At 38.5% G+C, this 20,600-nt stretch carries 15 protein-coding genes and 8 tRNA genes; 19 read left to right on the top strand and 4 right to left on the bottom strand.

What is annotated here, in order from left to right; translation table 11 throughout:
- Positions 1-3: 3 nt before the first annotated feature.
- Together pdsS and pdsR are read right to left on the bottom strand one after the other, a co-directional pair.
- A complete protein-coding gene (gene pdsS / locus QUE09_RS09490; RefSeq protein WP_286232525.1) occupies positions 4-2,157 on the bottom strand; it encodes a proteobacterial dedicated sortase system histidine kinase in 2,154 nt (717 codons plus the stop codon).
- 2 nt (positions 2,158-2,159) lie between these two features.
- Complete coding sequence (gene pdsR, locus QUE09_RS09485; RefSeq protein ID WP_286232524.1) at positions 2,160-2,864, bottom strand: proteobacterial dedicated sortase system response regulator; 705 nt, start codon at positions 2,862-2,864, stop codon at positions 2,160-2,162.
- Between the two features lie 198 nt (positions 2,865-3,062).
- Between pdsR and pdsO the strand changes: the two genes are divergently transcribed.
- The 3 genes from pdsO to QUE09_RS09470 all read left to right on the top strand — a co-directional run bounded on the left by pdsO (position 3,063) and on the right by QUE09_RS09470 (position 5,597).
- Complete coding sequence (gene pdsO / locus QUE09_RS09480) at positions 3,063-3,854, top strand: sortase-associated OmpA-like protein PdsO (protein WP_286232523.1); 792 nt, start codon at positions 3,063-3,065, stop codon at positions 3,852-3,854.
- A 115-nt stretch (positions 3,855-3,969) separates the two neighbouring features.
- Positions 3,970-4,845 carry an MBL fold metallo-hydrolase gene (locus QUE09_RS09475; protein WP_286232522.1) on the top strand — a complete coding sequence of 292 codons (876 nt, stop codon included), beginning with the start codon at positions 3,970-3,972 and terminating at the stop codon, positions 4,843-4,845.
- A gap of 119 nt (positions 4,846-4,964) precedes the next feature.
- A complete protein-coding gene (locus tag QUE09_RS09470) occupies positions 4,965-5,597 on the top strand; it encodes a hypothetical protein (RefSeq protein ID WP_286232521.1) in 633 nt (210 codons plus the stop codon).
- 8 nt (positions 5,598-5,605) lie between these two features.
- Here the strand turns inward: QUE09_RS09470 and dinG are convergent, their stop codons facing one another.
- Positions 5,606-7,708, bottom strand: a complete 2,103-nt coding sequence (gene dinG, locus QUE09_RS09465; RefSeq protein ID WP_286232520.1) for an ATP-dependent DNA helicase DinG — start codon at positions 7,706-7,708, stop codon at positions 5,606-5,608.
- A gap of 108 nt (positions 7,709-7,816) precedes the next feature.
- Here dinG and QUE09_RS09460 point away from each other — a divergent pair, with 108 nt between their 5' ends.
- The 3 genes from QUE09_RS09460 (at position 7,817) to QUE09_RS09450 (ending at position 12,089) form a co-directional block, all read left to right on the top strand.
- Positions 7,817-10,261: a DNA polymerase II gene (locus QUE09_RS09460; protein ID WP_286232519.1), complete on the top strand. Its 2,445-nt coding sequence runs from the start codon at positions 7,817-7,819 to the stop codon at positions 10,259-10,261.
- Between the two features lie 136 nt (positions 10,262-10,397).
- Positions 10,398-11,576 carry a cystathionine beta-lyase gene (locus QUE09_RS09455; protein ID WP_286232518.1) on the top strand — a complete coding sequence of 393 codons (1,179 nt, stop codon included), beginning with the start codon at positions 10,398-10,400 and terminating at the stop codon, positions 11,574-11,576.
- Between the two features lie 69 nt (positions 11,577-11,645).
- Entirely contained in the window at positions 11,646-12,089 is a 444-nt protein-coding gene (locus QUE09_RS09450) for a hypothetical protein (RefSeq protein WP_286232517.1), read from the top strand.
- Between the two features lie 73 nt (positions 12,090-12,162).
- On the opposite strand, the gene fabA is transcribed toward QUE09_RS09450, so the two are convergent.
- Complete coding sequence (gene fabA, locus QUE09_RS09445; RefSeq protein WP_286232516.1) at positions 12,163-12,678, bottom strand: bifunctional 3-hydroxydecanoyl-ACP dehydratase/trans-2-decenoyl-ACP isomerase; 516 nt, start codon at positions 12,676-12,678, stop codon at positions 12,163-12,165.
- Positions 12,679-12,838: 160 nt separating this feature from the next.
- Between fabA and QUE09_RS09440 the strand changes: the two genes are divergently transcribed.
- From QUE09_RS09440 to QUE09_RS09380, 13 genes are all read left to right on the top strand, one after another.
- A complete protein-coding gene (locus tag QUE09_RS09440) occupies positions 12,839-13,111 on the top strand; it encodes a hypothetical protein (RefSeq protein ID WP_286232515.1) in 273 nt (90 codons plus the stop codon).
- Between the two features lie 162 nt (positions 13,112-13,273).
- Complete coding sequence (gene uvrY / locus QUE09_RS09435) at positions 13,274-13,918, top strand: UvrY/SirA/GacA family response regulator transcription factor (RefSeq protein ID WP_286232514.1); 645 nt, start codon at positions 13,274-13,276, stop codon at positions 13,916-13,918.
- 6 nt (positions 13,919-13,924) lie between these two features.
- On the top strand, positions 13,925-15,763 hold the full coding sequence (gene uvrC, locus QUE09_RS09430) for an excinuclease ABC subunit UvrC (RefSeq protein ID WP_286232513.1): 1,839 nt from the start codon (positions 13,925-13,927) through the stop codon (positions 15,761-15,763).
- Between the two features lie 88 nt (positions 15,764-15,851).
- Entirely contained in the window at positions 15,852-16,430 is a 579-nt protein-coding gene (pgsA, locus tag QUE09_RS09425; protein WP_286232512.1) for a CDP-diacylglycerol--glycerol-3-phosphate 3-phosphatidyltransferase, read from the top strand.
- 138 nt (positions 16,431-16,568) lie between these two features.
- A tRNA-Gly gene (locus QUE09_RS09420) sits at positions 16,569-16,644 on the top strand.
- A gap of 46 nt (positions 16,645-16,690) precedes the next feature.
- Positions 16,691-16,764 (top strand) — tRNA-Cys (locus QUE09_RS09415).
- A gap of 4 nt (positions 16,765-16,768) precedes the next feature.
- Positions 16,769-16,855, top strand: a tRNA-Leu gene (locus QUE09_RS09410).
- Between the two features lie 67 nt (positions 16,856-16,922).
- Positions 16,923-16,998: transfer RNA gene (locus QUE09_RS09405), tRNA-Gly, on the top strand.
- 137 nt (positions 16,999-17,135) lie between these two features.
- Positions 17,136-17,211 (top strand) — tRNA-Gly (locus tag QUE09_RS09400).
- Between the two features lie 70 nt (positions 17,212-17,281).
- Positions 17,282-17,368: transfer RNA gene (locus QUE09_RS09395), tRNA-Leu, on the top strand.
- Positions 17,369-17,524: 156 nt separating this feature from the next.
- Positions 17,525-17,600 (top strand) — tRNA-Gly (locus QUE09_RS09390).
- A 69-nt stretch (positions 17,601-17,669) separates the two neighbouring features.
- Positions 17,670-17,756: transfer RNA gene (locus tag QUE09_RS09385), tRNA-Leu, on the top strand.
- Between the two features lie 313 nt (positions 17,757-18,069).
- Positions 18,070-20,577 carry a TonB-dependent receptor gene (locus tag QUE09_RS09380; protein ID WP_286232511.1) on the top strand — a complete coding sequence of 836 codons (2,508 nt, stop codon included), beginning with the start codon at positions 18,070-18,072 and terminating at the stop codon, positions 20,575-20,577.
- The last annotated feature ends 23 nt before the right edge of the window (positions 20,578-20,600 follow it).

The raw sequence follows: 20,600 nt of genomic DNA, 5'->3' as shown, positions 1-20,600 counted from the left end.
TTACTAATCTACTATGGGAAGTTCTATCGTAACCGTAACACCACCAGGGCTGTGATGATCACTCGCAATGATGCTACCATGATGAAATTCACAGATCAGTCTAGCGATATAAAGACCTAGACCTAAGTGAGGGCGTTTGTCCCGCTCTAAATCATGCCTGTTATCACGAATAGAGACCATTGAATCAAATAACCGTTCTGCCATTACTTGCGGTAGGTGTTCGCCATTGTTGCTGATATAAAGGCAAAACTTTTGTTGCTTTATCGCTGTACTGACAGTGATTTGTTGATCACAACTAAATTCAACGGCATTTGAAAATACTTTATCAAGCAGCTGTGCAAAATGTTCAGGAGAACCATTAATGACTACTGCGTCTATTGTATTGTGAAAATTAATATGATGATCAGTATAAATTTGTTGATAGCCCATTAAGCAACCATCTAAAACTTTAATAATATCAAAAGGTACAGTTTCAGTATTCTTGAGCATTTGCGTTAAGTTAGTTGCTTCACTCATATTGGTTAAAATTAAATTGAGGCGTGTTAACCCCCCTTGAGCGCGCTCAACCGTTTTTGTTGTTGATTCAGGTAATGGTTGTAGTGATAGATTTTCTAACGACGTTCTTACAACAGCAATTGGTGTTCTAAGTTCGTGTGACAATCGTGAAGACATATTCTCTAAGTATTGGTTATACTGATTTAAACGGCTAACTGCAGTTGAAAAACTACGAGACAAATCACCTATTTCATCATTAGTGGTCGCTGCAGGTACAAGCTGCTTAATACGTCCATGCTCATCTATCGCTTGTTCTGCCTGGTTTCTTAACGATCTAATTCTATTTGTGATCCGACTGGCAAAAAAGAAAAATGCTAAAATACCGAATATCATAATAGCGAGAATGCTAGTGAACAGCTTTTCTAAAGCTTGGTTGCGCACCGTTCTTATGCCATTGTTAGTTTCTTCAACAATAACAGCGCCCTTTACTTGGTTATTGATGTAGATAGGGTATGCTGCGGTTAAAATCACAGCTTTTTTATCTGCTGACAAGCGCCATTGGCTTTTGGGCGTGCCAATCAGTGCTGATTCTATGTGTTCACCCGTAACGTTTTGGGCATCATAAAGTTGGTCAACAAAATCTCGAGGAGGTTGTGTGAGTAACTTTTCAAAGAGTGGGGTCAACCAGTCTGCAAAAATTTCATGCCACTCATTTTGCTCTGCAATACCTGATGTTTTGTGCCAAAGGCCCTCAGCATTTGTAATGTCTCCTGCACGGGCTAAAACGCGATTATGTTGATCGACAACCCATATACTTGATTGTGTATATCGCATACCTTTTACGATTCTTTCAATCTCCGGTGAGGGTACTAAAATTGTGCCGAGCGTTTGAGCACTAGTCGTGTCTGCACTAGCTATAGTAGAACGTGTTTCCCCAAACTTTTCATCAACATCATGTACAGCGAAAGCCAGATTATCGCTAATATTATCTTGAGGAATACGCAATTCAATATTGTAGCCTTGATTGGTATTTAACCATTTTCCCTGTATGAACGGTGCTCGTTTCGGATATTTTTCGCCTTCAATCAGCCTGAATGCATCAAGCCATCCTGCCGATTTATTACTAATGATGTATCGTTGAAATTCACCGTTTGGTGTAATAAACGCGAGCTCGATTCTATCGTTTAGTTGTATGCTAATGGCATTTTCATCTCTAAAAATAACCTTATCATCAATAATACTTAAGTAGAAATAGAGGTATTTGTCATATTTGCCAACAGCCGCAGTGTAATTTAGCGTTAATGGTGAAGTTTGCTTATTTTGTGATAAAACGTTTTCAGCTCCGTAAAAATGCGCTTTAGTGAGGTAATTTGGCCAATCAAAATGTTGACCATCTAAATTAATGGGTTGTGACAGTGGATACGTATATAAGTCTTTACCTTTTTCGACACTAGGTAAAAAGCTTGCTTGGTTATTAAAGAGGTTAGGCCGTTCATGGAGCGCTGTAGCAAGAGCTCGAGCTGTACCTAATATTGTTTGTTCTTGTCCAAAACGTAGGTATTTTTCCATTTCCCACACGTATTGATAACCAAACCATGGAATTGTTACTAAAAAGCTCGATAATAAGAGTAGTTTACTTCTTAAGCCAAAACGCAATGACATGATTAGCACTCGGCTTTCTTAGGTTCATTCCAACGATATCCCATACCATATACTGTTTCGATACAATCAAATTGTTGATCAATTTGCATAAACTTTTTACGTATACGTTTGATATGTGAGGTGATAGTACTATCGTCGACAAATATTTTTGAATCTTGCATGAGTTGTTGGCGATTTTTTACATGACCAGGAGATTTGACGAGCGCATGCACCATCCAAAACTCTGTTATTGTCAGGTCAACATGTGAAGTATGCCATTTTACTGTCATTCGTTGTGTATCAATGATTAATTGGCCAAAGGACAATAAGTGATCTTCCTTGGTAGGTTTATGCTGAGCTTCCAAGCGCCTGAAAATAGCGGCAATGCGAGCCGTTAAATGCGGTAAACTGATATCCTTAGTTAAGTAATCATCTGCTCCGATCCGTAGCCCTGATACTGTGTCGACATCGTTATCTCGCGCTGTTAAAAAGATGATGGGTAAAGTTTGCGAAATGCTCCGTAACCATTGGCATAATGTAAATCCGCCATCGTATTCTTGTTCGAGGCCTATATCTAAAATGACCAGTTGAGGCAGCTTGATACTAAATGCTTTTGTTGCAGTTTCTCTATTGGCATATGTTTGAACTTGATATCCCTGTGCGCGTAAAACTTCCGCGTAATTTTCGCGAATAGCCGCTTCGTCTTCAACAATAGCTATATGCTTCAATCTATAAATCTCTTTTTCTATTTAATGAATGCACTATATAAAAATTTTTTCCTAAAATCGCGAAAAATTGACAATTGCCATATTGTTGCCACATTTGATCGCCACATTGCCATTTTAGATACGCATAATTGCCTGATTCTTTTGGTTAAATAACTTTCATCAACGAAATAGTTAACTAACCATAAATAGGAAGAGATAATGAAAATTAAAAATAATGCGAAAAGAAGTCTAATAGCAGCGATAACGTTAAGTGCAATGGTTGCTCCGACAACTTATGCGAGCGAACAGGAGAGCGATGAAACTAAATTGTTAACTCATGAACAAGAAAAAAATAATGTGCATATTGGGTTTGGATCTGGTGCTGTAATTGGCGCCGTCGTCGCCGGGCCTTTAGGCGCTATTGTTTCGAGTGCAATTGGTGCTTTTGCTGCAAAACATTATAACGCAAACGAACAAAGAGAAGGGCTAAGCGCTAAATTGAGTCAGTCTCAAGAGAAATACCAACTAGCCCTTAAAAGCTATCAAAATAAGCTACAGCAGGCTGAGCAAGAGTATCAGCAAGAGTTAATGGCAATGCAGCGTGAACATCACAACACTTCGCAGTTACAGGCAGAAAACTTACTTATGAGTATTCAATTTTCAACGGGGGAAAGTGAATTAAAGCCTCATTATAAAAGCCAGTTAGATGCATTAGCTCAGTTATTGGCAATATCGCCAAAAGTTAACGTTGATTTGTCTGGTTACACAGATTTACAAGGTAGTGAAGAGCGTAATAAAGCATTATCGATTGCACGTGTCAATGCAGTAAAAAAAGCGCTGATAGAACGTGGTACTGAGCCCGACAGAATCAACTTGTTTGCATTTGGTGAACAAGCACCTGTTGTAGCGAATAATGAAAACGAAGTGAGCTTTTATGATCGACGGGTGGTGATAAAGCTTCAGCATAATGAATCTTCAAGCACAGACATTAAAACGGTAAGTAATAATTAAGGAGGTGAACATTCTAATAGCCAATTGTTAAACCAGAGCTTTGCTCTGGTTTTTTTCTTCTGCAACGAGTGTGTTATGGTGTATGGGATATATCGTCAATAAAATGTGAGTAGCAATGGCAAAATTTTGTGTACCGTTATTAACTGGCTATGTGCTTTTCATTTTGTGTTTTAATACCTTTGCACATGATCAAACGCTTATACTTAAAAGTGTTGAGAGTGCTGACCTACAAGAGCAAACGCTAACAGGAAATACAAAAATCACCTATTTAGGCAATGAAGCTTTGCTTATTAATGCATCAGGGCAAAAAATACTGTTTGACCCGTTTTTTAGCCATGACTTTGGTATTTATCAATTAGTTCCTGCACCAATTACTCAGGCTATTTTGACAAATAAAGCGCCATTTGATGATATTGATGCAATATTTATTAGTCATGCTCATCGCGATCATTTTTCAGCTGAACAAGTTGCTAAATATCTAGCAATGTATCCAGGTGTAAGGCTGTTCGCTTCTCAACAGGCAATTTCACAAATTAACGCAGTTAAATTGTATAGCGATGATATTTTACCTAAACAGTTACATGCTATTGCGCTTAACTTTGGTAGTAAACCTTGGCAAAAAACGTGGCAAAACTTTGTTATCGACGCTGTTAGAATTCCTCATGCTGGTTGGCCTGCGCGCGCTGATGTTGAAAATTTTGTTTTCAGGGTTACATTTAGTAATGGCGACTCTGTCATGCACATGGGAGATGCAGATCCTGATGATCAACATTATATTCCTTATATGTCACATTGGGCGAAAACACGTGTTGATGTAAATTTTCCACCTTATTGGTTTTTTATGTCAGCAGAAGGCCGAGATATTTTATTTGAAATACTAAATGCAGATAAACATATTGGTATTCATGTACCGAAAAAGGTACCTCGTCAATTGAATAAACAAACTAAAGATTATTTTTCGATACCTAAAAGCACGCATTTCATTAAGTAACCGCTATACTTATTTCCGATGAATAATAACGAAAAAGGACTTTTATGCGCATAATAAATCTTTGTTTATTTTTCATATTGTTAACAGCAAGTAGCGCGACACGTGCTAACGTAAAAACAATGAATATTAGTATAGTAAATGACTCGCCTGTCTTGCTTTGGTATAAAAAATATATAGAACATGCATATAATCTTATGCAGTATCGTGTTGCGTTTCGTCAATTACCGGCTGGCAGAGGAGCGGTAGAGGCAAATAAAGGAAATATTGATGCTTTAACGATCAGAACGTCGGTAGTAGAGGCGTCGTTCCCAGACTTTGTTCGTGTACCTATATTGTTAGCTAAAGGCAAGTTAATGCTATATTGCCAACATAATATTGAATGTAATGAAGCCATTGTAAATCAAGCAGGTAAAACAATTGGTACCGTGGCAGGTGTTAATGTCACCATGCTTTATATGGCTGATAAAAAAGCTAATATTTATGAAGTAGCATCAGGCTTTAAAGTGGCAGAAATGTTTCAGAAAAATCGTTTAGACTATATTTTAACGATTAATTCTCCTGACTTTGGAAACTATGTTTCTATTGAGCATGGAAGTTATCAAGAGGTAACATTAATGGAAATAAATGCGTACCATTATATTCATAAACGCCACAGCAAGATGCTTCCTGAACTTGAAAAAGCGTTATCGGCAGCAGTTAAAGAAATTGGCTCAATACCTAAATCTTTTGTTAACCGAGTAACGAACGAATAGTTTTCTGTTTAGCTGCGTTTGTAAGGAGGCAGTGCAGCTAACAAGTCTTGACCATAACGTTTAGTTTTCAAACGTTTATCTAAAATCGTGATCACACCTGTGTCTTTTTCATTTCGTAAAAGTCGCCCCGTTGCTTGGACAAGTTTTTTACTTGCTTCTGGAACACTTATAGACATAAAGGGATTACCCCCTTTAGCGGTTACATACTCAGCATGTGCTTCTTCGACAGGACTTGTAGGCACTGAAAAGGGTAATTTTGTAATGATCAAGTTTGTTAAATACTTTCCAGGTAGATCTAGCCCTTCAGAAAAACTTTGTGTGCCAAACACAACGCTTGCTTTTTGCTCATCACAGCGCTTTTTATGGTTTTCAATAATATGTTGTCTAGACTGCTCACCCTGTAATAAAATAGTTAACTGGTGCTTTTCGCGCAATGCTTTTGCTACCGCCTCCATTTGCCAATAAGACGAAAATAATACCAGTGTTGCTTTATCCTGTTTAATCAGCGCAGGTAATCGCCTAATGAGTTCGTCTGTAAAACGGTCATCACTTGGTTCATGGTCGGTATCGATAATGTTAAGGTGAGCACTGTTTCGATAATCAAAAGGAGAGTCAACCTTTTGGTATTGTGTACCGTCAGTATTATCTAATCCTACTTGGCGTCGAAAATGGTCAAATGAATTTAATGCCATAATAGTTGCAGAACATAAAACAGCTCCTTCGCATTTTGACCATAATTTATCCTCTAATGTAAAGCCAACTTCTATCGGTGAAGCTGCTAGCAAATAATCAGTTTGCTTATGCTCGGTTAATTCGCACCAACGGGCGATAGGCGCACCTTTTTCGCTATCTGTTTTTGCGTACATTGCCCATAAGGCATGAAAATTTTCTAACCGTTGATTTAAAAACCCGTATTCAGAGAGTAAAGGCTCAGCTAGATAACTTGCTACTTCACCATCTTTCACGGCTTCCATGAGCAGAAAGTAAAGCTTATTAGCGTTGTTTAAGCACTTTTTACTTAGCTCTTCCAAATCTTCTGCAGGTTGTTTAATTGCCTTAGGCAGTACACCGTGCTCAAAGCGGTAAATAGTAGCGTCTTTTGCTGACGAAAATTTAGTGTGTTTTTGTGAGGTAAAGTAGTGACTCTTGTTGGCTTCAACAAACGTAAGTACTTTTTGTAAGTCGGTTAATAAATCAGTGCAGTCATCGGCCAATTTTAATGAGGGAGATATGGCACTTTGTGACTTGATTAATTTTGCCATTTTTGCAGATAAGTCTTTTAATTTTTCTAGCCATTCTGTTGCGCCCTTTAAACCAATTGCAGCACTTGAATGATCACGCGTGATTTTAGGTAAATGATGTGCTTCATCAATAATGTAATAAGTATCTTCTGGCTCTGGTAATATTTTACCCCCACCCATTTCTAAGTCGGCTAACAGCAAACTATGGTTTATTACCAATACGTTACTGTTGTCCATTGTTTCCCGCGCCTTATGGAATGGGCAATGCGTGTGTTCAGCGACATTGCGTAAACAACTATATTTGTCTGATTGTATTAACTGCCAAATATGTTGTGGGATAGGATCTGTCCACGAGTCCCTATCTCCTTGCCACCGGTTTTCTTTTAATGCCTCATGTAAATGTTTGAGCAGTTTTAAATCAAATTCAGAGGGCTTTTCAGCAAAGGTAAAGCCTGCTTGAGGTGTGTCTTGAGCGCTAACCGCAGCGGCTAACTTTTGACGGCAAACATATCGCTGGCGTCCTTTTACGAGGGTGAACGAAAAATCAATACCACTATGTGACTTTAAGAATGGGAGATCCTTTTCTACTAACTGTTCTTGTAACGCTACCGTTGCAGTTGAAATACAAACTTTTTTATCTCGTGCGATAGCAAGAGGAATAGCACCTAACGAATATGCAAGTGATTTACCTGTGCCTGTTCCAGCTTCAATCGCAATAAGTTTACGGTGTTTGCTGTATTCACCCGCAAGGGTTTTTGCGATTTCGGCAATTAAAAAAGTTTGCTGTTTTCTCGGATTAAAGTTCTCTAAATTTTCACCAAAGGCTTTATAAGCCGTTCTAATTGCTTGTTTTATTTTGTCGGAAAGCATAGAAAGCTTTAACTCCCTGTGACAGTTTATTCTAACGTCGTTTTAATTTACAATGCTGTATATAATAACAGTTCGATTAACTGATTGATAACGTTTTAAGGAATTTATTTGCTGCAGTTAAGCAACACGATTAAAGGCTTTATTTTAACAAGGCATGCCTATGATAGTCGAAATGGCATTGTACTGTCTTATTGGGTTAAAACCGTTGATAAGATATGCCTTGTTAATGTTTATGGTGAGCAAGCTTTATTTTTTATCGAAAATGATCAGGTTAATAAGGCGCTATCCATTCTAAAAACTGGCAATGTTAACGTGAGTAAAACCGTAGCGTTAGCGTTAAAAACGTTTTTACAAAAGCAGGTTACTGGTTTTTATTTTGATTCGATGCAACATTTTTATCGCGCAAGAGAATTATTATCACAACATCATATTAAACGTTACGAAGATGATATTAGACCTGATGAACGATATCTTATGGAACGTTTTATAACTGCTAATGTAGAGTTTGTCTGCCGGCACGTCTCACCCAATGAGTTATCTGTCCCTGCTAGTTATGTAGCAATTAGAAGCCGAAGTCTTGTTGAGGGTAGGTTACGTTTCCCTATCAATTTCTCCATTGTATCGTTAGATATTGAGTGTGCGTTGAGCGGAGCCTTGTTTTCAATTGGACTGCATTTGAAGACCGATCAGCAAAATACTGTTAATACTGTTTTTATGATAGGCAATGATACCGGTTGTTATTCAAAGAAATTACAACATGATGAGGCCCATGAAATATACCAGCATGTTGTCTGGTGTAAAAATGAAAAGCTTCTACTGGTAGCATTACTAGACTGGTTTAATCATTATGACCCTGACATAGTTATTGGCTGGAATGTCATTAATTTTGATTTTCAAATATTACAGCAGCGATTTGATTTATATCGTATAGATTTTTCTATTGGTCGAGATGGACATTCACCTCGATGGAGAAAAAACCGAACCAGTGAGCAACAGTTTATTGATGTTCATGGCCGCGTTATTCTTGATGGTATTGATGTACTTAGAACAGCGACATACTCTTTTGCGAGTTTTTCATTAGATGCGGTTGCTTCCGAGTTGCTTGGGGTGGGAAAAAAAGTAGAAGATGTTGACAATAGGGTAGCAGAGATTGTTGATAACTTTCAAAGAGATAAGCTTGCACTCGCCGCATATAACTTACAAGATTGTATATTAGTAACACGAATTTTTGAGCAAGCAGATTTACTGTCTTTCGCTAAATTACGAGCTGAGTTAACCGGTTTATCAATAGATAGAACAGGTGGCTCTGTTGCCGCTTTTACAAATTTATATTTACCCAAATTACATCGTGCGGGCTATGTTGCGCCAAATTTAGGCGATGGCATGAAAGATCTCGTATCTCCGGGCGGTTTTGTGATGGATTCGTTACCAGGTCTCTATCAAAACGTATTAGTACTCGACTTTAAAAGCCTGTATCCAAGTATTATCAGAACTTTTAAAATAGATCCAATGGGGATGGTAGAAGGACTTCTAGACAAGGATCATAGTATAGAGGGCTTTGACGGAGCGTACTTTTCTCGCGAGGAACACTTTTTACCAACAATTATTGAAGAGCTTTGGGCAGAGCGAGATAAAGCCAAGGCTGAACAAAATGACGCGCTATCGCAAGCGATAAAAATTATTATGAATTCATTCTACGGTATTTTGGGTTCAACAGGTTGCCGCTTTTTTGACCCTCGATTGGCGAGTTCTATTACTAAACGTGGACATGAATTACTAAAAACAACAAAAAGCTGGATTGAAAAACGTGGCTACCAGGTTATTTATGGTGATACCGATTCTATATTTGTCAGTGTGCCAGACCACCTTGATGAGCAAGCATGTCGAGCTAAAGGTGAAGCGCTTGCAACCTATATTAATCAACGTTGGCAAAGTGATTTAGCGGATCGTTATGGAATTAATAGTCAATTGGAAATTGAATTTGAGACGCATTTTCTCAAATTTTTTATGCCGACAATACGAGGTACGGATGTAGGTACCAAGAAACGGTATGCCGGTATAATAAACTATCAAAGTAACAATAAGATTATATTTAAAGGTTTAGAAAGTGTTAGGTCTGACTGGACGCCACTTGCTAAACAATTTCAAAAAGCGCTGTATTTAAAGGTTTTTAATGACGAACCCGTTGCCGATTATGTTTTAGATATTGTAAAACAGACGTTGCAAGGAGAGTTGGATCATCTATTGATATACAGAAAGCGCATTAGACGAAAATTAGAATTATACGTTAAGAATGTACCTCCTCATATAAAAGCGGCACGTTTGGCAGATGAGTTAAATCGAAAAAATGGGAAACCACTGCGCTTTCAAAACAAAGGGTGGATTGAATATGTATTAACAACAGCGGGCCCTCAAGTTGTCGGCTATGTTAATGCACCTCTAGATTATCAATTGTATATTGACCGTCAGCTATCGGCAGTTGCAGATGCCATATTACCATTTATAGGAGAGTCTTTTGAGCAGATCGTGGCACCGCAACAATCTTTATTTTGAATATTTGAACACTGCTACATAGATCACTAACGATTAACTAATAACAGAACTAGCTGAAAAAAAGCGTGCGTTTCTTGCCAATAAGCAGTAAGTTGTATTTAGATGGCTAGATAGCTAAAAAAGATAAGTGAATGATATGAAAAAACAAACTCAGATAATAAATGCAGGACGAGATAGTAAGTGGACACGTGGTGTTGTAAATCCACCCGTTGAACGCGCGTCTACTGTTGTATTTGATTCCGTTAAAGAAATGAAGCATGCAATTGCTAATCGTGGCAATCAAACCCTTTTTTATGGCCGTAGAGGTACATCTACCGCGTTCGCCTTCCAAGATGCAATGGTTGAATTAGAGGGCGGAGAGGGATGTGCGTTGTACCCGTCAGGTACCGCAGCAATTACGAATGCCATCCTTGCGTTTGTAAAAGCTGGAGATCACATATTGATGGTTGATACTACCTATGAACCAACTCGTGACTTTTGTGATAATGTACTTGCAAAATTTGGTGTGGAAACGACGTATTATGATCCGTTAATTGGTGAAGAAATTGAATCACTTATTAAAGATAATACACGGCTTATATTTTTAGAGTCGCCAGGCTCGATCACGATGGAAGTGCAAGATGTACCAACCATCGCCAAAATTGCTCATCAACATGATTGTATTGTAATGCTAGACAATACTTGGTCTGCGGGCATTTACTTTGATCCTTTTGCTCACGGTGTTGATATTTCTATACAAGCGGCGACCAAATATATTGTTGGCCATTCAGATGTTATGTTAGGTACGGCTGTCGCAACTGAAAAATATTGGCCACAATTACGTGAAAATAGTTATTTAATGGGGCAATGTACTTCTCCTGACGATTTATATCTTGCTTTGCGTGGTATTCGAACGTTAGGCGTACGCTTAAAACAGCACCAAGAAAACGCATTAAAAGTTGCGCGTTGGTTAGAGAGCCGTGATGAGGTAGATGTTGTTTTACATCCTGCTTTTGAATCTTGTCCGGGTCACGAGTTTTTTACACGTGATTTTACAGGCTCAAATGGCTTGTTTTCTTTTGTGTTGAAAGATAGCAATACGAAAGCATTAAATGAATTCTTAGATGGTATGCATCACTTTAAAATGGGCTTTTCATGGGGAGGTTTTGAAAGTTTGATCTTAGCAAACAATAATATGGCGCGCTTACGAACTGCCACTGATGTTCGGTACAATACAGCGGTTATTCGATTGCATATTGGTTTAGAAGATCCCGATGATTTAATAGAAGATTTAGCTCAAGGGTTAGAACGCTTGAAGGCGTCGTTATCGCAATAATGAGATTATGGCTAAGGTCAATGTAGTGTGTATTTCTAGGCATTGAAACAAATATAAGGAAGTTACAACATGAAAAAAGGGTTATTAGTAAATGCGTTTGTTTTATTTAGTGTGATGAGTCAAGTGAGTTTAGCTGGTGAATATACTGAGCAGCTAGGTAAGTGTTTAGTGTCATCAACCACAGAGGATGATCGCAATAAACTCGTGCGTTGGATGTTTGTCGCTGCGTCTAATCACCCAGCAGTTGATGATCTCGTGCAGTCATCCGCTGACAAACTTGATATGGCAAACAAGCATTTAGGGCAGTTGATAACACGTTTGGTTACCGTTGCTTGTAAAAATGAAACTAAGCGCGCAATTGAAAATGAGGGTGAGGTTGCACTTGAAGCTAGCTTTAACGTACTTGGGAAAGTAGCAGGGCAAGAGCTTTTTTCTCATCCTTCAGTCGCTATTGGTCTTTCAGGGTTAAGTCAGTATGTAGACGGGGCAGCGATAAATAACAGTATTAATTAGTCACGAGTGTTTCTTAAACGCAAAAAGCCAAGCGAATGCTTGGCTTTTTATTAATCATTACAGGGTAGCAAGACTAAAATGCAGATGTATCTGTGAATAAGCCAACTTTTAAGTCTTTCGCTGTATATATCTCTTTACCATCAACAAGTACGCTGCCATCAGCTATACCCATAAATAATTTGCGTTTGATTACACGCTTTAGGTTAATTTTATAGGTTACTTTTTTTGCCGTAGGAAGTATTTGGCCGGTAAACTTAACTTCTCCCACACCTAATGCTCTACCGCGACCTGGACCACCTGCCCAAGCAAGGTAAAACCCTACAAGTTGCCACATTGCGTCTAAACCTAAACAACCTGGCATTACTGGGTCGCCTTTAAAGTGGCAATCAAAAAACCATAAATCTGGTGTAATGTCTAGTTCGGCAATGATTTCACCTTTGCCATATAAACCACCTTCTTCAGTAATAAGGTTGATACGGTCCATCATCAACATGTTATCTGCAGGTAATTTACTGTTTCCTTCGCCGAAAAAGTCGGTTGTGCCCGCTAAAACGAGCTCTTCTTTTGTATATGAATTTTGTTGTGCCATTCGCTTTTCAATTTACTAGACTAAATTTTAAAGGCGCTACTTTAGCGAACACTTGTACACTAAACAACTCTGAGCAGTGAAATTTTTTAAGATTTGTTTGTTTAAAGCACTGGAGAAGGTTAGAATAAAGTAACGCATAACCATTTTAAATTAGTCAATAATGTCAGCTAAAGATATGAATGATAAGAAGAAAACTCGATTAACAAATGCAGAGAAACAAAAACGTTATCGAGAAAGGCAAAAAGAGCGTGGAAAACAGGAAATTCGTGGTTATATGTCGAAAGAAGCAAAAGAGTGCTACCGGTTAATCACTGAACAAACAGGATGGAATGACAGTGTCATTATGAGTAATGCTGTGCGCCTTACCTATGCAGCCTATAAAAATGGACAGATAGCGTTGCTAAACAACTGGTTGAAAAAAAATAATTTATAAGCTGTTCGGTCGTCTATAATTCATCAATGAGTTATAAAATATAAGTCACAGCAGCCATATTTTCCATTGTGTTGCTTGAGTTTTAACTATATTCTAAAGAGCTTAGAATCTTAGTTTCGCAAATAACAACAAGTAAATTTTAAAGTGTAAGGTAGTCCTCCGTTGATTAACGTTTTATTAGTAGATGATCATGAGTTAGTACGTACAGGTATTCGAAGAATACTTGATGACGTTAAAGGTCTTAAAGTTGTTGGTGAATGTAAAACGGGTGAAGAGGCCGTTAGTTTTTGTCGTAAGGACGAACCAGATGTTGTATTAATGGATATGAACATGCCAGGCATTGGTGGATTAGAAGCGACTAAGAAAATAATTCGCTATGCGCCGGATGTTAAAGTCATCGTGTTAACTGTGTATTGTGAAGATCCGATACCAACAAAAGTCATGCAAATAGGTGCTGCTGGGTATTTAACTAAAGGTGCGGGCTCGGATGAAATGGTAAATGCCATTCGTGCAGTAAATAGTGGTCAGCGTTATTTAACTCCAGAGATTGCTCAGCAAATGGCTTTGAATCAATTTAAATCTCCTGAAGAAAACCCTTTTAATGTGTTATCTGAAAGAGAACTCCAGATCATGTTGATGATTACACGCGGAGAGAAAGTCCCTGATATTTCTGAACAACTCGTTTTAAGTACTAAAACAATTAACAGCTATCGCTATCGTATGTTTGAGAAATTACATGTTAGCAATGATGTTGAACTTACTCACCTTGCTATTCGTCATGGTATGTTGAAAACAGAAACCTTGTAATTTGTTTTGTCTAAACAATTAACTCCTTTTGATCATAAAGCTTTCCTCGCATCTGTTACGGAACAGCCTGGCGTTTATCGCATGTATGACGATAAACGCACGGTTATTTATGTTGGAAAAGCAAAACAACTTAAAAAAAGACTTTCAAGCTATTTTAGAAAAGATGTTGGTAGTAATAAAACTCGCGCTTTAGTTAAACAGATCTGTGCGATTGACGTAACCGTCACTAATACAGAGGGTGAAGCGTTAATACTCGAAAATAATTATATAAAAAAATACCTGCCTAAATACAACATCTTATTACGGGATGATAAATCATATCCTTATTTACTGATCACCGATCATAAACACCCAAAACTTGGTTTACATCGCGGTGGTAAGAAAGTTAAGGGCGATTATTTTGGCCCATACCCGAGTGCGGGCGCTGTTTGGGAAAGTTTACGATTAATGCAGAAACTCTTTCCTATCAGGCAATGCGAAGATAGTTATTATCGCGCACGAAGTAGGCCATGCTTACAATACCAACTAGGTCGCTGCTCTGCGCCATGTGTAGATAAAATTAGTGAACAAGATTATCGTGAGCAAGTAAATCTTGCTAAATTATTTTTGCGAGGCAAAAGCTCCACCGTCATCGCGGATTTAGTAAAAAAAATGGAAGTAGCAAGCGAAGCGTTAGCTTTTGAACGTGCAGCGGGATATAGAGATCAAATATCGACTCTTAGAAAAGTACAACAACAACAATACGTTAGCGGTATCGCGGCTGAAATGGATGTCATAGGTTTTTGCCGAGAAAGAACTCAGGTTTGCATTCATTTGTTGTTTATTCGAGATCATAAGGTGTTAGGTAGCAAAAGTTATTTTCCTACGGTACCTGGTGATACTAATGACCAAGAAATAGTAGAAGCGTTTATTCAACAGCATTATTTTGGCGATACCTTAGATACAGGTAAAACGCCTAAAGAAGTAGTTGTTCCGTTAGCCATTGAAAACAGCGATGAATTAGCCGGTTTATTAAGTCAACAAGCAGGGTTTGATGTTAAAGTTTCACATAGAGTTAAATCAGAGCGCGCCCAGTATATAAAACTTGCGACAACAAATGCACAAATCGCACTACAAAGTAAGAATGCTCATAAAGAATCGATGCAAAGCCGGTTTGATGCATTAAATGAAGTCTTTGAAATGGCAAACGGTATACAACGTATTGAATGTTTTGATATCAGTCATACAATGGGTCAGCAAACAATAGCGTCTAATGTTGTATTTAATCGAGAAGGGCCGTTAAAGAGTGATTATCGCCGTTATAATGTTGTTGGTATTACACCTGGTGACGATTATGCCGCGATGGCCTTTGCGCTTAATAAGCGTTATGGAAAGCTTACTAATGAAGATAACTTGCCAGATATCGTTTTTATTGATGGCGGTAAAGGTCAATTAGCGAAAGCTGAACAGTTTTTTGCTGAGTTAAATATAGAAAACACACCTTTACTTGTAGGTGTTGCTAAAGGTGAATCTAGAAAACCAGGATTAGAGACGCTTATTTTAGCAGGTTCTCATCAGTTAATATCTTTACCTGGTACTTCACCGGCACTTCATCTAGTACAGCATATTCGTGATGAGTCACATCGATTTGCTATTGCAGGTCATCGCGCTAAAAGGCAAAAAGCAAGCAAAAAATCTACGTTGGAAAGTATTCCTGGCATTGGTGCTAAAAAACGTCAAGCCTTACTGAAGTTCCTCGGTGGATTACAAGAAGTACAAGCTGCAGACAAAAATACTTTGTCAAAAGTACCAGGGATCAGTAAGGCGCTTGCAGAAACTATTTATGATGCATTACATGACAATTAACACCAGTTGTGTAAAATGTCCCAAACGATTGTAGACGTTGGCTAAAACGAACCACGTTAATCGATATTATAATGAGCCTTGAAGTAATATGTGGACCATCCCAAATCAAATCACTTTGTTTAGAATTATCTTAATTCCTATTTTTATTACTGTATTTTATTTACCGATATCGTGGAACCATTTTGGCGCATTTGCGGTGTTTTGGTTGGCTGCAGTAAGTGATGCACTGGATGGTTATTTAGCCCGTAGACTGAATCAATCATCTGCTTTTGGCGCTTTTATCGATCCAGTCGCTGATAAACTAATGGTCGCTGCAGCATTAATTATGATTGCGGCAGATTTTGAAGTTTGGTACATCGCAGTACCTGCAATGATTATGATCTCTAGAGAGATATTTATCAGTGCTCTACGTGAATTTATGTCGTCAAAAGGAAAACGAGATATTGTTGCCGTGTCTACTTTGGGAAAATATAAAACAGCAGCGCAAATGTTGGGTGTAATGGGGCTGATATGGCAACCTGATTATGACATTCCATTGATCTTGTTTAATTTTCCTCATGAAATACTTATGTTTGCAGCTTATGGCTTTTATTATATTGCTACGATACTTACCGTTATAACAATGGTCAGTTATTTTAAAGCGGCTTGGCCTGAGTTAAAGCACTAAAATGGACAGAAATTTAGTAAAAAATCGACAGATTAGTCGGTTTTTAACCACTTGAAATAAAATTGATATTAAATTGTTGACTCACATAATTTTCTATGTAGAATGCACCTCCAGTTGACAGGGAGTCAGCGAAATGAAGCGGCTGTAGCTCAGTTGGTAGAGCATCACGTTGCCAACGTGAATGTCACGAGTTCGAGTCTCGTTAGCCGCTCCAATTTTTATAAGGAAATAAATTTGACTACCCACGTGGTTGATGAAACGGCGGGTTGGCAGAGTGGCTATGCAGCGGATTGCAAATCCGTGGACCTCGGTTCGACTCCGGGACCCGCCTCCACTTTGCCCGGGTGGTGGAATTGGTAGACACAAGGGATTTAAAATCCCTCGCTGGTAACAGCGTGCCGGTTCAAGTCCGGCCCCGGGTACCATTTCATCTAACGTTTGTAGTTGAATTATAAAAAAGCTTGCGCTATTATGCGCGACGCTGAAAATAAAGCGGCTGTAGCTCAGTTGGTAGAGCATCACGTTGCCAACGTGAATGTCACGAGTTCGAGTCTCGTTAGCCGCTCCAATTTTCGAAACATATAAAATAAAGCGGCTGTAGCTCAGTTGGTAATGCATTGTTTTCAATGTGATTGTCACTAAGGTACAGAGAGTGAGTCTCGTTACTTGCTAACGCTGCTCTTTAAATAGAGTAAATAACATGAAGCGGCTGTAGCTCAGTTGGTAGAGCATCACGTTGCCAACGTGAATGTCACGAGTTCGAGTCTCGTTAGCCGCTCCAATTTCTTACTAGTAGTTGAAGGTAAGAGAGTAGGTCAAACCAATACCTACTATAAAAAAACTCCCTTTATGCCCGGGTGGTGGAATTGGTAGACACAAGGGATTTAAAATCCCTCGCTGGTAACAGCGTGCCGGTTCAAGTCCGGCCCCGGGTACCATTACTTTATGTAATAGCAAAAATACTTTTTAAGTATTAATAAGCGGCTGTAGCTCAGTTGGTAGCGCATTTTTTTCAATGTGATTGTCACTAAGGTACAGAGAGTGAGTCTCGTTACTTGCTAACGCTGCTCTTTAAATAGAGTAAATAACATGAAGCGGCTGTAGCTCAGTTGGTAGAGCATCACGTTGCCAACGTGAATGTCACGAGTTCGAGTCTCGTTAGCCGCTCCAATTTCTTACTGGTAGTTGAAGGTAAGAGAGTAGGTCAAACCAATACCTACTATAAAAAACTCCCTTTATGCCCGGGTGGTGGAATTGGTAGACACAAGGGATTTAAAATCCCTCGCTGGTAACAGCGTGCCGGTTCAAGTCCGGCCCCGGGTACCATTAGCTATATCTTTTTCATCGAAATTAAATCTCTTTGTTTAAAAAGTATACGTTCCAGGAATAAATGATTTAAAGCTTTTCTCTCAGTATTAGATTGATGTTCTAGTTAACTCTTTACTTCTATTGATAAAATTTAATATTTCAATTTTGTTCACATATACGACGTAGCAGTGGTTTCATGTGTCACTGTTAATAAAATTAAAAATTTAACTCCCAAAACGTTCTCATCATTCGTTAATACCCTCGAGCGGCACAAATATTATGTGTCATTTCACCTTGTTTAATTTAATTGGGAACCTTGAGGAAATCTTCTGTGAAACTAAATACAAAAATATCACCTATAGCACTTGCTTTAGCTACTACCATTGCTTCAACAAACGTTACACTCGCTGAAGAGCAAGTAAAACAAAAAGAAAATAAAGCGTTATTAGATTTAGAAAAAATTGTTGTAACTGGTTCTACGGGGAGAGGCGTTACTAAATTAGAATCGTCAGTGTCGATAACTACATTAAATGAAGAACAACTAGCGAGAGAGATGCCTTTAGGAACAGCGGACTTATTAGAAGTTATTCCCGGGTTTTGGGTTGAAGATTCTGGCGGAGAGACTAACAATAATGTTGCACCGCGTGGTTTAAGAGGTGGTGAAGGCTTTAGATATATTGGCGTTCAAGAAGACGGGTTGCCCGTAGTGTATGATGGTGTATGGGTTGATTTTTATCAGCGTCAAGACATTACAATTCAAACTATGGAGGCGGTTCGAGGAGGCACAAGTGGTTTGTTAACTACTAATGGACCAGCTGCACTTGTTAATTTTATAACTAAAAAACCGGATGACATTAATGAAGGCGCCTTAAAGCTCAGTGCAACTGACTATGGTATGTATCGAGCAGAAGGTTTTTATAGTGGGCCAATATCTGATGATTGGAAAATGCTAATTGGAGGTTTCTACAGACAATCAGATGGTGTGCGTGATACACAGTTTACTGCTGACAGAGGCGGCCAACTACGAGTAAATTTAGTGCGAGATTTAGATCGTGGTCAATTAACTATATCTGCAAAGCACTTAGATGATCATACAACGTTTTTTGTGCCTATTCCTTTGCAAGATCAGAGTAATCCTAAAGGAATTCCTGGCTTTGATCCGCAAAGTGATACGATGATTGGTAATGGTCAGCGAAAATTAAAATACTTAAAACAAGATGGAAGCTATAAGACTCGTGATTTAAAAGATGGTCAACACACTATTCACAGTACATTGGGAGCCCATTTAGAACTTGATCTAACGGATAATTTATATCTTGATGCAGCTGCGCGATATTCAAAGTTTGAAAATGATATGTACATATTGTTGAATTTTGATAATTCAACCTTAGTTGAAGCGCAATCGAGGTTACTTGCTGACGATGCAAAAGCGTTGGTTGAACAGTTCGCAAATCAAGGTGCTACGTCAGCAAAACTAAGATATGTTGATACTCAGCAACTGGTAGAAGATCCAAGTACTTTAAACGGCAATGGATTGGTAACAACAAGCTATCCATTATTTTCAAGATATGAAGCAGATCAATTTGTCTCAAAGTTAAGTTTAACTTACGAAAATGACCGTCATAGTTTAACCGCTGGTTGGTTGTATGCGTTTGTTGATGCTGATGACCTACCTGTTGATAAATGGGAATCATTTTTCTTAACAGATGTCTCAAACAATGCTCGGTTGCTCGATATCGTTGCCGTTGATGATGAAAATAATGTTATTGGTCAGTTAACTGATAATGGCTCTACAGGTTATGCACCTGGGTGGGGGCAGGCAACCGCTTATGGTGAGTCGAGTTCACATTCATTATTTGTTAATGAACAATATCAGGCCACTGAAAACCTACGTTTAGATGCGGGTATAAGAATAGAGTGGCTTGATTTAGATAGTACAGCATCAGGCACAATGTTTGCGCTACCTGTTAACGGTGCTTTTGACGAATATGGTCAAGATATCGATAACAATTTGGCAAATAACTATACAGATGCGCCATCAAACGAATTTTACAAAAAATCACTTAGTGAAACGGAAACAGCTTGGACAGTCGGTTTTAATTATAAATTTAATGATAATGTATCAACATTCGGTCGATATGCAGATGCATTTGAAATGCCTCGATTATTAAGTCACGGACAAACGATTCATGCCGGTGAAAGTGCCAACTTTAATGACGTTGTTAATCTTACCTTTTCAGAATTAGGTGTACGTTATGCTAGCCAAGATTTTGGTACGTCAATTACGCTATTTAATACTAAATTTAAAGATTTAACGGAGCGTAATTTTACGGGGGCTGATGGCACTGTTGCCAATCAAACTATAGATACGGTCACAAAAGGTATAGAGTATGAAGTAAGCTGGCGCCCTACAAGCAATATAAATGTTGAAGTTGCGGGTGTAGTGCAAAGACCAGAAATGGAAGGGTTTACCGGTAACTTTTCAAGTTGGGAAGGAAATCAAGTTAAGCGCACACCAAAAATACAGTTACGAGTAACGCCAACCTATTATTTTGATAATGGTAATGCTTATCTGACGGTACATCATATTGGCGATCGTTTTTCTGATGGTCAAAATCAATTTGAACTACCCGCGTACACTACATTTGATGCGGGTGTTAACTATGCGTTTTCAGATAATGTTAATTTACATGTTAAAGCAACCAATTTAACTGACGAGATTGGCCTTACCGAAGGAAACCCCAGAGCGATTAATGATGAGCAGGCCGGTTACGAGTATTATTACGCGCGTCCCATTCTTGGCCGAACATTAACAGCTTCTGTCACTATTAATTTCTAACTTTACACACGTTTAAGGCATAG

The sequence above is a fragment of the Thalassotalea sediminis genome (assembly GCF_030295915.1).
In the GTDB taxonomy this organism is placed as follows: domain Bacteria; phylum Pseudomonadota; class Gammaproteobacteria; order Enterobacterales; family Alteromonadaceae; genus Thalassotalea_C; species Thalassotalea_C sediminis.
Note: the sequence above shows the minus strand (reverse complement) of the source record. Positions and strands in the feature narration are given on the sequence as shown.

Excerpts from the sequence above, each read along its gene's own strand:
- pdsS (WP_286232525.1), bottom strand. The coding sequence starts at position 2,157 with ATGTCATTGCGTTTTGGCTTAAGAAGTAAACTACTCTTATTATCGAGC.
- pdsO (WP_286232523.1), top strand. The coding sequence starts at position 3,063 with ATGAAAATTAAAAATAATGCGAAAAGAAGTCTAATAGCAGCGATAACG.
- QUE09_RS09475 (WP_286232522.1), top strand. The coding sequence starts at position 3,970 with ATGGCAAAATTTTGTGTACCGTTATTAACTGGCTATGTGCTTTTCATT.
- QUE09_RS09470 (WP_286232521.1), top strand. The coding sequence starts at position 4,965 with ATGAATATTAGTATAGTAAATGACTCGCCTGTCTTGCTTTGGTATAAA.
- dinG (WP_286232520.1), bottom strand. The coding sequence starts at position 7,708 with ATGCTTTCCGACAAAATAAAACAAGCAATTAGAACGGCTTATAAAGCC.
- QUE09_RS09455 (WP_286232518.1), top strand. The coding sequence starts at position 10,398 with ATGAAAAAACAAACTCAGATAATAAATGCAGGACGAGATAGTAAGTGG.
- QUE09_RS09450 (WP_286232517.1), top strand. The coding sequence starts at position 11,646 with ATGAAAAAAGGGTTATTAGTAAATGCGTTTGTTTTATTTAGTGTGATG.
- fabA (WP_286232516.1), bottom strand. The coding sequence starts at position 12,678 with ATGGCACAACAAAATTCATATACAAAAGAAGAGCTCGTTTTAGCGGGC.
- QUE09_RS09440 (WP_286232515.1), top strand. The coding sequence starts at position 12,839 with ATGTCAGCTAAAGATATGAATGATAAGAAGAAAACTCGATTAACAAAT.
- pgsA (WP_286232512.1), top strand. The coding sequence starts at position 15,852 with ATGTGGACCATCCCAAATCAAATCACTTTGTTTAGAATTATCTTAATT.